The organism is Nocardiopsis synnemataformans, from assembly GCF_965343085.1.
GTDB lineage: Bacteria > Actinomycetota > Actinomycetes > Streptosporangiales > Streptosporangiaceae > Nocardiopsis > Nocardiopsis alborubida.
This window is the reverse complement of sequence record NZ_CBDRFA010000030.1, coordinates 69,560-80,366: the sequence shown is the minus strand read 5'-3', so window position 1 is coordinate 80,366 and position 10,807 is coordinate 69,560. Positions and strand designations below refer to the sequence as shown.

Sequence of the window (10,807 nt, the reverse complement as noted above, 5' to 3'; positions counted from 1 at the left end):
GCGTTCGGCCCACCCGCCGGGGCCGCTGGTCCGCCCGCGGCGGAACTCAGGCCTCGAAGCGGGCCACGAAACGGCGCTGCCAGGGGGTCTCCACCGCACGCGGCAGGTAGTGCGCGCGGACGTAGGCGACCGCCTCGCGCGCGGGGACCCCGTCCAGCACCGCCAGGCACGCCAGCGCCGTGCCCGTGCGCCCCTGGCCGCCGCCGCAGGCGACCTCGACGCGTTCGGCCCCGGCGCGCTCCCACGCCTCGCGCAGCGCCGCGCCCACGGCCACGGGGTCGGAGGGCAGTCCGAAGTCCCGCCACCGCAGCCAGCGCCCCTCCCAGGGCACGGGCGCCGGTTCGCGGCCCAGCAGGTACAGCCCGAGGTCGGGCGGGGGTCCGGGCGGCAGCGGGCGCCTCAGGCCCCGGCCGCGCACCAACCTGCCCGAGGGCAGGGCGAGCACCCCCGCCTCCTGCGCACTCCAGGTACCGGCCACGACCGGCTACCAGCCCAGGGCGAAGGCCGACTCCAGGTCGTGCCTGGAGTAGGCCTGGAAGGAGATGTGGGTGTCGGAGGAGAGCACGCCGGGCACCTTGTTCACCCGGCCGGGGATCACCTCGGCCAGGTCCTCGTGCTTGCGGACCCGCACCATGGCGATGAGGTCGACGCCGCCGGTGACCGAGTAGACCTCGCTCACCCCGTCGATCTCCGCGATCGCCCCGGCGACCTCGGGGATGCGGTGGACGTCGGCCTTGATCATGACGATCGCGGTGATCACTGTGCCTCCAGGACGGTTCCTCGGAAAATATCGGGACGGGCGCGACGACCCCGCCGGGGCGCACCAGGGCGTATGCCTAGTAGACGTCGGAGAGCCGCGTCCCGGAGCGCCATCGCAACCGGTAGACCACCAGTCCCACGACCACCCCCGCGACGAACCCGTACACGTGCGCCGCGTAGGCGACGCCGCCTCCGGCGCCGGGGGCGCTCGATGTGGTGACGTAGAGAAGATACTGAAGAGCGAAGTAGCTGCCCACCACGGCCCACCCGGGCAGGCGCATCGGGATCACCCCGAACACCAGCGTGGTCACCCGGCTGCGGAACTGCACGACCAGGTAGGCGCCCAGCACCCCCGAGATGGCCCCGGACGCGCCGACCATGGGCATCGCGGCGTCGACGTCGGTCAGCGCGAAGCCGTAGGCGGCGGCGACCCCGGTGGCCAGGTACAGCCCCGTGAAGCGCAGCTTGCCGATCCGGTCCTCCACCACGGGCCCGAACACGAACAGGTACACCAGGTTGCCGATCAGGTGCCCCGGCCCGCTGTGCAGGAACATCGAGCTGAACACCGAGAACCACACCGGCTTGCCGTCGAGCTGCCCGCACTCGGGGACCGCGTGCGGGACCAGGTCGGTCCGGCCCGTGATCTCGGCGGGCACCGCCCCCCAGTACATGAAGTAGTCCTGGATCGCGCAGAAGCGCTCGAACATGTCCGCCGGGTACCACACCGCGGTCAGCGCCTGCGGCGACACCAGGTAGACGAGGACGTTGACCGCGACCAGCGTGTACGAGACGACGGGGACGCGGCGGACGGGGTAGTCGTCATTGAGCGGAAGCGCGGCCATGCGCCCAGTGTGTCATCCCGGTGTGCGCCTCGGCGCTGCGCAACGGGCATGTCCACTCCCCGTCGATCTCGACCAGCCGCGTGGCGGGATCGGCGAGCCAGTCCAGGACCAGCTCGGTCTCCCCCGGCAGGGCGCCGGGGCTGGGCCCGTGCCCGGCGGGCACGTACTCGGCGGTGGCCACGAGGGAGGCCAGGAACGCGGCGGGGTCGGTGCCCGGGCGCAGCACGGCGCTGGCCGCCAGGCGTCCGTGGCGGACCACGCAGGTCTCCCAGCCCGCGGCGGTGCGGCGGGAGGCGACCAGGTGCGCGACCGCGGCGATGGCCGACAGGCGCTGGGCGCGCCGGGCGCCGCGCAGGAACGCGGTGAGGCGGTCGCGCAGGTGCGCGGCCTCCTCGTAGCGCAGGGCGGCGGCGAGCTCGCCGATGCGCGCGGTGTGCGCGTCCACCACGGCGGCGGGGTCGCCGGTCATCGCGACGCGGGCGGCCTCGGCGTGCACCGCGTACTCGGCCACGCTCTCGCTGCCGTCGCAGGGCGCGCCGCAACGGCCCAGCTGGGCCAGCACGCACGGGCCCGTCCACCGCGCGCCCGAGGTGACCACCTCCGGGGCGACGGGGGTTTCGTCCCGGCCCCTCCCGGCGGCCGCCTCCCGTGGCCGGAAGGTGTGCGCGCACTGGCGCAGCGGGAAGACCTGGAGCAGCGCCTCCCTGGCCCGCTCGGCCTCGCGCGGCGAGGCGTAGGGGCCGATGTGGGCCGCGCCGTCGCCGCTGACCGCGCGCACCACGGACAGGCGCGGGAAGGCGTCGGCGGTGAGTCGGACCCACGAGGCGCGCTCGGGATTGCGCGAACGCCGGTTGTAGGGCGGTTTGCGTTCGGCGATGATGCGCAGCTCGCGGACGGAGGCCTCCAGCTCGCTGGAGCACACGATGGGGGTCACGCCCGCCACCAGGCCCGCCATCTCACGGATGCGCTGGCGGCTCTCGGCCGCGGTGAAGTAGGTGCGCACCCGGCGGCGCAGGTTCTTGCTCTTGCCGACGTAGAGGCTGGCGCCGCGGGCGTCGGTGAACACGTACACCCCCGGCTCCTCCGGCAGGTCCTCGGCCAGGTGGCGCTTACCGCGCTGGGCCTTGGTGGGCGGCTTGTTGACCGCCCGCAGCTCCTCCACGCTGGACACGCCCATGGGGCGCAGGCGCTCCACGAGCCCGTGCAGGACGCCGACGGTGGCGCGGGCGTCCTCCAGGGCGCGGTGGTTGGGCGCGACCGGGACCCCGAAGTAGGCCGCCAGCGTGGCCAGCCGGTGGTTGCGCGTCTCGCCGCGCGCGAGCACGGCGCGGGCCAGGCGCAGCGTGTCCACGACCGGGTAGCCGGGCCAGGCCGTCCCGTGGCGCTCGCACGCGGCCTTGAGGAAGCCGGTGTCGAAGGGCGCGTTGTGGGCCACCAGCACGGTGTCCGGTTCGGCGTCGAGGAAGGCCAGCAGGCGGGGCAGGACCTCCTCCATCGGCGGGGCCGAGGCCACCATCGACTGGGTGATCCCCGTCAGGAGGGTGATGTTGGCCGGTATGGGGGTACCGGGATCCACCAGGGTGGCGAACTCGCCGACGACCTCGCCGCCGCGCACCCTGACCGCGCCGACCTCCGTGATCCGGGAGCCGCTCGCACTGGTGCCGGTGGTCTCCAGGTCCAACACCACGAAGGTCGCCGCGGCCAACGGCGTACCGAGGTCGCTGATGCTGGTTTGGACGCCGGTGGGCGCCACGGACTGTCGAACCACCCGGTCAGGGTAGTCGGCGGCGGGGACAACCCGTCGGAATACGGTCTGACCTGCCCGACATGCAAAGATGTGGGTCATCGGGGCGGCGGCCGGACCGCCGTCCCGCCAGAGCACGACACGAGGGAGGAACCGTGGGGATCGCGATGCCGGGTGACAGTGAGCGGTGGCGGTGCACCGGATGCGGCAATCTCACGCGGTTCGACGTGACCCGGACCGTGCGCTCCCAGGACTACGTCCACCTGGACCTGGCCGGTGAGGGCGGCGTCGAGGAGCGCACCGTGCTCTCCGAGACCATCGAGCGGGTGCGGTGCCGCTGGTGCGGCGCCACCGACAGCGTCGAGATCATCGCCCGCCCCGACGCCGACCGGTCGGTCCCCGGTTCCTCGGCGGAGAGCCCGACGGGTCAGGCATGAGCGCCCGCCCCGACGCGGGCGGCGACTCCGACGGCGGCGACCCGCTCGACGGGGACGTCCATCCGGCAGACGACGGCGGCCACGGCGCCAGCGATGACGGTGGCGGCCACAGCGGTGACGGCAGCGACAGCAGCGGTGACAGCGACGGAGGTGACGGCGGCGAGCGGCTGGCCCGACCGCTGCCCGAGCCGGTGCGCGCCCGGGTCGTCGAGTACGGCTCGGACGTGCTCGGCGGCATGCGCGCGAGCGACCTGCCGCCGCTGCTGCGCAGGGTCGCCAGGTTCGAGCCGCGCCGCAGGGCCCGGCTCGCCGGACCGCAGATCGCCGCCCAGCTGGAGAGCGACGAGGCCTTCCGGGGCATGGTCGCGGCCCGCGTCGACCAGGTGTGGCCCGAGCTGGTCGAGGGCCTGCGCTCGGGCGTGGTGCCCCCCGCGGCCGACCCCGTGGCCGTGGCGGCCTGCGCCTACCTGCTGCGGCCCCCGGGGTGGCCCGGCATCGTCGAGGACGTCCACCGGGAGCTGGAGCGCCAGACCAGCGCCAAGGAGGCGGACCTGGCATCGGAGGCACTGGACGCCGCCCGCCGCCAGCTGGACGAGACCCGGCACGGCCACCAGGAGGAGCTGGAGCGGCTGCGGACCCAGATCAAGGCCCAGCGCACCGAGATCGCCGAACTGCGCCGCAAGGTGCACACCGAGCGGCAGCGGGCCAGGGAGGCCACCGAACAGGCCTCACGGGCACTGACCGAGACGGCCGGACGCGAGTCGGAGACGGCCGCGCGGGTCGGCGCCCTGGAGTCGCAGAACCGGCGGCTGAGGTCGCGGCTGGCCGCCGCCGAGGCCCAGCTGGACAACGCCCGGCGGGCGGTGCGCGCCGGACGCAACGCCGACGAGGCTCGGCTGCGCGTGCTCCTGGACGTACTGGTGGAGGCCTCCCACGGCCTGCGCCGGGAACTGGCGCTGCCCACCGTCCTGGACAGCCCGGCCGACCTGGTGGCCGAGACCGAGCAACAGCGCCGGGTGTCGCTGGGCGGACTGCCCGACGACGACCCCGGCCTGCTGGAGCACCTGCTCACCGCGCCCCGGGTGCACCTGCTGGTGGACGGCTACAACGTCACCAAGACCGGTTACGGGACCCTTCCCCTGGTCGACCAGCGCACCCGGCTGATGAACTCCCTGGAGGGGCTGGCCAGCCGGACCAAGGCCGAGATCACGTGCGTGTTCGACGGCGCGGACGTGGACACCCCGCCGGTGATGGCTGCGGCGCGCCGGGTGCGGCTGCTGTTCAGCGCGCCCGGGGAGACCGCGGACGAGCTGATCGTGCGGCTGGTGCGCGCCGAACCCCCGGGGCGGCCGATCGCGGTGGTCACCTCCGACCGGGAGATCGTGACGGCGGTGCGCCGCGCGGGGGCCCGCGCGGTGCCCTCGACGATCTTCCTGCGCCGTCTGGAGTCGCACGGCTGACGGGGCCGGGCGCCCGCCGCGCGGGCGGGCGCGGCCCGGTCCGGGCGCCGCGGGGACGCCTCCACCCCAGACGTTACCTCTTCGTTACCCCATTCGGTCCGCGGCTCCCTCCCAGGAACGACGCGCCGGCCGCGGACCGCGGCGCGCACTGTGAACACCGGCACGTACGGGGTCCCGTGGTTGAGCTGTGCAGGACGGTCCGCTAGGTTCTTCCCGGAACGTGAGTGCTCCACCGGACAGCAAGGCCGCGACTGAGCCCGCCGGTCGGGACCCGCACACTCACCCGCCCGCGCCCCCGCGCGGGCCGTCCCTGTTCTCCCCGCACCCCTATGCGGACTTGCCCGACCCCAAGGAGCGTGGACCGCCATGAAGAACCCCGGTGGACGACGTACGGCTCGCCGATTCGCCGCCACGACCGGAATCAGCGCGGTCGTCGCGAGCACCATGCTCGTCCCGGGCACCGCCTACGCGGAGCCGACCCAGGACGAGGTCGAAGACAAGATCGAGGAGCTGCGCGAGGAGGTCTCCACCGCGGTCGAGGAGTACAACCAGGCCGAGGAGGACCACGACGTCGCCGAGACCCTCTACGAGGACCTCGACGAGCAGGTCGGCGAGGAGGAGGAGCGCTACGAGGAGCTGCGCACCAAGGTGCAGGAGCTCGCCAGCGCCACCTACCAGTCCGGCGACCTGGACTCCATGTCCAACATCCTCTCCTCCGACGGCCCCGAGAGCCTGCTGGAGCAGAACGCCGACCTGAACTACCTGTCGGAGACCCAGAAGGCCCAGCTCGACGAGTTCGGCGCCTCCCACGAGCGGCTGTTCGCCCTCAAGGACGAGGCCGAGGAGGCCCTGGACGAGGCCGAGACCGCCCTGGAGGAGGCCGAGGAGGCCAAGACCAGCGTCGAGGAGAAGCTGGAGGAGCAGGAGACGCTCCTGGCGCAGTTCCCCAGCTCCGACCCCGCCGCCGAGGACGCCAACGACAGCGGCGGCCAGTCCTACACCGGCTCCGCATCGGGCAGCGCGGGCGCGGCCCTGGACTTCGCCTACGCCCAGGTCGGCAAGCCCTACGTCTGGGGAGGCACCGGCCCGAGCGGCTACGACTGCTCCGGCCTGGTCCAGGCGGCCTGGCGCGCCGGCGGCGTCGACCTGCCCCGCACCACCTACGCCCAGGCCGAGGTGGGCCAGCGCATCTACGACATGAACGCCCTCCAGCCCGGCGACATCATGTTCTTCTTCGGCGGCCTGAGCCACGACGGGCTCTACGCGGGCGGCGGCCAGATGGTGCACGCGCCCAGCAGCGGCCGCAACATCGAGGTCGTCGGCCTGGCCGCCTACTGGGCGAGCGAGTTCCAGTTCGCCGTCCGCCCGTAGAGGGGACCCCTCGGAGCACGCAGGGCCGTCACCCACAGGGTGGCGGCCCGCCGCCGTTTAACGGACAGCAACCCGGTTTTCGGACACACAGCACCAACCAGGGGAACATCACGAAAAGGTTGAGAGCGGCCCGGCGGATGCACTAGTGTTCGTCGCCGAGCGCGGTTGCCACCTCATTCACCGCCCCCTGGCGGTGACGGCCGCGCCCCGGTCGGGCCGACCCCACCCCGCGGGCACGGCCTCCCGTATCCTCCGGGCCCCGCCCGGAAGGCCCCCGGCCCCCGCCCGGCTCATCCCTTGGCCCTTCCCCACGGCATGGGACAAGGGGAGAAAGGTCTACCACGTGTTGGCATCCCGTCGCGTCCACAGGCGCCGCACCGCGGCCCTCTCCTCCCTGACCGCAGCCGCCCTGCTGCTGCCCACCGCGGTGGCCCACGCCGATCCGACGGCCGAGGAGGTCCGCGAGGAGATCGAGACCCTCGAAGAGGAGTACATCGAGCTCAACGCGGCCTACAACGAGGCCCAGGAGACGCACGAGGCCGCCCAGGAGGAGCTGGAGGGCATCCTGGAGGAGATCGAGGCCGCCGAGGAGAAGACCGCCGAACTCGGTCTGGGCGCCCGCCAGCTCGCCAGCTCCACCTACACCGGCGTCGACTTCACCTCCTTCCACCAGCTGCTCAGCTCCACCGGCCCCGAGGACGCCCTGACCCACCAGGCCGACCTGGAATACCTGTCGGCCCAGCACGACGCCAACCTGGAGCGATACGTCACCGAGCTGGAGAACCTGGAGGTCCTGGAGGCCGAGGCCAGCGCGACCGAGGAGAAGGCCGCCGAGGCCCTCAAGGAGGCCGAGGAGGCCACCGAGGCGGCCGAGGAGGCCATCAACGAGCAGGAGGGCCTGCTCGAGGAGCTGACCGCGGAGGAGCAGGCGGTCGCCACCGAGAACGTCGGCCAGACCGGCGGCGGAGGCAGCGGCGGCGGCAGCAGCTACACCGGCCCCGCCACGGGCAGTGCCGCCACGGCCCTGAACTTCGCCTACGAGCAGGTCGGCAAGCCCTACGTCTGGGGCGGCACCGGCCCCGGCGGCTACGACTGCTCCGGCCTGACCCAGGCCGCCTGGGCCGCCGCGGGCGTCAGCCTGCCCCGCACCACCTACCAGCAGGTGAACGCGGGCCAGCGCGTCTCCTGGGAGAACAAGCAGCCCGGCGACCTGCTGTTCTTCTACCCCGGCGGCAGCGGCCCCGACCACGTGGGCCTGTACGCGGGCGACAACGTCATGGTGCACGCCTCCACCTCGTCCCGCCCCATCGGCACGGTGACCCTGAACGACTACTACCGCGCCAACTTCGTCACCGCCGTCCGCCCCTGACCGGCGGACCGGCCACGGTGCCCCGCGACGCGCGCCGTCGCGGGGCACCGCCGTCTCCGGGCCGCCGCGCGCCGCGGCCCGAAGCGCGTGGAACACCCCCCGCCGCCCCCGCCGCGCCTAGACTCGCCCCTGTGTCGCGAACTCTGATCATCACCAACGACTTCCCGCCCAAGGCCGGTGGCATCGAGGCCTTCGTCCACGAGATGGCCCTGCGCCGCCCCCGCGGATCGGTCGTGGTCTACTGCTCCTCCCCCGCCCGGGCCGACGCCGCCGCCGACCCGCACTTCGACCTGCGCCAGCCCTTCCCCGTCGTGCGCGACGCCGCCCGCGTCCTGCTGCCCACACCCCGGGTCGCGCAGCGGGCGCGCGCCATCGCCGACCTGGAGGGCTGCGACACGGTGCTCTACGGCGCCGCCGCCCCGCTGGGACTGCTCGCCGCCGGTCTGGGCGAGCGCACCCCCGTCAAGCGTCAGGTGGCCATCAGCCACGGCCACGAGACCTGGTGGGCCGCGACGCCCGGGTCCCGCGAGGCGCTGCGCCGCATCGGCGACACCACCGACACCGTCACCTACCTGGGCGAGTACACCCGGCGCCACCTGGCCCGGGCCCTGTCCCCCGACGCGGCCGCCCGCATGCGCCAGCTCACGCCCGGTGTGGACACCGAGGCCTTCCGGCCCGGCGTCGGCGGCGAGGAGGTCCGCGCGCGCCTGGGCCTGGGCGACCGCCCCGTGGTGGTGTGCGTGTCCCGGCTCGTGCCGCGCAAGGGGCAGGACACCCTGATCCGCGCCTGGCCCCGCGTCCTGGCCGACGTGCCCGACGCGGTCCTGCTCGTCGTCGGCGACGGCCCCCACCGCCGGAGCCTGCTCTCGGCCGCGCGCGGGACGGACTCGGTGGTCTTCACCGGCTCGGTCCCCCACCGGGACCTGCCGCCCTACTACGACGCCGCCGACGTGTTCGCCATGCCCTGCCGCACCCGCAAGGGCGGCCTGGAGGCCGAGGGACTGGGCATCGTCTACCTGGAGGCCTCGGCCTGCGGCCTGCCGGTGGTCGCGGGCGACTCCGGGGGCGCCCCCGCCACGGTCCGGGACGGCGAGACCGGCCTGGTCGTGGACGGCTCCCTGCCCGGCCCCTCCGCGCGCGCCCTCATCGCGCTGTTGAAGAACCCCGAGCGCGCCGCCCAGATGGGCGCACGCGGCCGCGCGTGGGTGAGCCGTGCGTGGACCTGGGAGCACACCGCCAAACGCCTGGACGCCCTCCTGGAGGGCTCCCCGGACCTGCCCACCTAGTCGCACTGACCACGACGGGTTCGCCGGGCCGCCCCCGCGCCGTGCGGGTCAGGGCACCAGGCGTCACACCGGCAGCATTTCCGACCGGTCCGGCTAGTTCCCCTCGCCGTGCACGGAACCGGGGACGCCCGACCCGTCGGTCACCTGCGGCTCACCGGTGGCGCTGTTGGACAGCCACTCGTCCCAGGACCTCTGCCAAAAGCCCCACCCGTTGTCCCACTCCAGCTCCCGGTCGGTCCCGGTGGTCTCCAGGACGTCGCCCATCAGGGAGTTCTCGTAGAACCAGCGGGCGTCCTCCACCGACATGTTCGTGCAGCCGTTGGAGGTGTTGGCCGACCCGATCCGGCTGTTCCAGGGGGCGGCGTGGGCGAACTCGCCGCTGCTGGAGGTGCGCACCGCCCAGTCCACGTCGAGCTTGTAGTAGTCGGGCGAGTCCTCGGGAATCCCCAGGGTGGCCGCGTCCATGACCAGGGACTCGTACTTCTCCATGGTCAGGTGCGTCCCCGAGGTGGTGGTGTTCAGGCGCTTGGAGGCCTCGCCGTTGCTCACGGGGATGGTGCGCGCCGGCTCGCCGTCGATCTCCACCAGCATCTCGTGGTCGGGCACGTGCATGGTGGCGACCAGCTCGCGGCCGACCTCGAACTCCAGGCGGTGGTTCTCGACCCCGTAGACGCCCTCGGAGGCCTCCACCCCCGACAGGCGCATGTCCACGCTGACCCGCTGGTGGGGATCCCAGTACTCACGGGGCCGAAACACCGCGGTCCTGTCGCCGACCCAGTTCCAGGCGCCCTCCACCTCCTGCTCGGAGGTCACCTCCATGGAGTTCTCCACCTGGGCCTTGTTGGTCACTGGCAGGTCGAAGTTGACGATGACCGGCATGCCCACGCCGACGGTGTCGCCGGAGGTCGGGAAGTTCGAGGCCAGTTCGAGGCGCTGACCGGGCACGGCCGCCTCGGTGGAGAACTCCACGACGGCCTCGGAGGCCTCCCCGGCGTCGTCCTCGGCGTTGGCGTGGACGGTGACCGCCGAGCCCGGGTCCAGGTTCCAGTCGCTCACCCACCGGGTGCCGTCCTCGCTCAGGGTGCCGGTGAACTCCCACTGCTCGGCGTCCCCGGCCTCCCCGGCGTCCTCGCCCTGCTCCCCGGAGGGGGCCTGCTCGACGCGGACGTCGGTGAGCGAGCCCTCCTCCACCGACACCCGCACCGGGGTGTCGGGGGCGACGGAGGAGGCCCCCTCCTCGGGGGTGACGGTGATCCGCGGCCCGGTCTCGGCCTCCTCGCTGGGAGCCGCCGCGGGCTCCTGCTGTGCGGGGCCGGTGCAGGCCGACGCGGCGAGCGCGACCGCGACGGCGGCCGCCAGACCGCGGGGTGCGCAAACTCGTCCCTTCACGCCAAGGACCTCCAGCGTCCGTTGTGACGGGACCTCGGCGCGCGGGGCGCACCCGTGTCCGCGGTGCCCTGTCGGATCAGGTCAAGTGCAGGAAAACCCTACCCAGGCGAACAGTCATGTCACACAGGACGCCGCTTTCCCGACCGTGAC

At 73.6% G+C, this 10,807-nt stretch carries 10 protein-coding genes; 5 read left to right on the top strand and 5 right to left on the bottom strand.

Features of this window, described 5'->3' with window-relative positions; translation table 11 throughout:
- Nucleotides 1-46: 46 nt before the first annotated feature.
- The 4 genes from ACSIH6_RS18645 to ACSIH6_RS18630 form a co-directional block, all read right to left on the bottom strand.
- The gene (locus ACSIH6_RS18645; RefSeq protein ID WP_435109573.1) at nt 47-478 is read right to left on the bottom strand and encodes a protein-tyrosine phosphatase family protein; all 432 of its coding nucleotides are present in this window, start codon (nt 476-478) and stop codon (nt 47-49) included.
- Nucleotides 479-484: 6 nt separating this feature from the next.
- Nucleotides 485-760: an Lrp/AsnC family transcriptional regulator gene (locus ACSIH6_RS18640; RefSeq protein ID WP_013154155.1), complete on the bottom strand. Its 276-nt coding sequence runs from the start codon at nt 758-760 to the stop codon at nt 485-487.
- 76 nt (nt 761-836) lie between these two features.
- Nucleotides 837-1,601: a rhomboid family intramembrane serine protease gene (locus ACSIH6_RS18635; RefSeq protein ID WP_274974109.1), complete on the bottom strand. Its 765-nt coding sequence runs from the start codon at nt 1,599-1,601 to the stop codon at nt 837-839.
- Nucleotides 1,579-3,369, bottom strand: a complete 1,791-nt coding sequence (locus ACSIH6_RS18630; protein ID WP_435109572.1) for a DEDD exonuclease domain-containing protein — start codon at nt 3,367-3,369, stop codon at nt 1,579-1,581. The genes ACSIH6_RS18635 and ACSIH6_RS18630 overlap by 23 nt, the downstream gene beginning before the upstream one ends.
- Nucleotides 3,370-3,500: 131 nt before the next feature.
- On the opposite strand from ACSIH6_RS18630, the gene ACSIH6_RS18625 reads away from it, so the two are divergent.
- The 5 genes from ACSIH6_RS18625 (at nt 3,501) to ACSIH6_RS18605 (ending at nt 9,268) form a co-directional block, all read left to right on the top strand.
- Nucleotides 3,501-3,782 (top strand): hypothetical protein, encoded by a 282-nt coding sequence (locus ACSIH6_RS18625; protein WP_435109571.1) that lies wholly within the window; start codon nt 3,501-3,503, stop codon nt 3,780-3,782.
- Entirely contained in the window at nt 3,779-5,242 is a 1,464-nt protein-coding gene (locus tag ACSIH6_RS18620; RefSeq protein WP_435109570.1) for an NYN domain-containing protein, read from the top strand. Before ACSIH6_RS18625 ends, ACSIH6_RS18620 begins: the two co-directional genes overlap by 4 nt.
- 366 nt (nt 5,243-5,608) lie before the next feature.
- On the top strand, nt 5,609-6,613 hold the full coding sequence (locus tag ACSIH6_RS18615; protein ID WP_435109569.1) for a C40 family peptidase: 1,005 nt from the start codon (nt 5,609-5,611) through the stop codon (nt 6,611-6,613).
- A 343-nt stretch (nt 6,614-6,956) separates the two neighbouring features.
- Entirely contained in the window at nt 6,957-7,982 is a 1,026-nt protein-coding gene (locus ACSIH6_RS18610; protein ID WP_435109568.1) for a C40 family peptidase, read from the top strand.
- A gap of 131 nt (nt 7,983-8,113) precedes the next feature.
- Complete coding sequence (locus ACSIH6_RS18605; protein ID WP_435109567.1) at nt 8,114-9,268, top strand: glycosyltransferase family 4 protein; 1,155 nt, start codon at nt 8,114-8,116, stop codon at nt 9,266-9,268.
- A 93-nt stretch (nt 9,269-9,361) separates the two neighbouring features.
- On the opposite strand, the gene ACSIH6_RS18600 is transcribed toward ACSIH6_RS18605, so the two are convergent.
- Nucleotides 9,362-10,657, bottom strand: a complete 1,296-nt coding sequence (locus ACSIH6_RS18600) for a L,D-transpeptidase (protein WP_435109565.1) — start codon at nt 10,655-10,657, stop codon at nt 9,362-9,364.
- Between the last annotated feature and the right edge of the window lie 150 nt (nt 10,658-10,807).

Excerpts from the sequence above, each read along its gene's own strand:
- ACSIH6_RS18635 (WP_274974109.1), bottom strand. The coding sequence starts at position 1,601 with ATGGCCGCGCTTCCGCTCAATGACGACTACCCCGTCCGCCGCGTCCCC.
- ACSIH6_RS18620 (WP_435109570.1), top strand. The coding sequence starts at position 3,779 with ATGAGCGCCCGCCCCGACGCGGGCGGCGACTCCGACGGCGGCGACCCG.
- ACSIH6_RS18615 (WP_435109569.1), top strand. The coding sequence starts at position 5,609 with ATGAAGAACCCCGGTGGACGACGTACGGCTCGCCGATTCGCCGCCACG.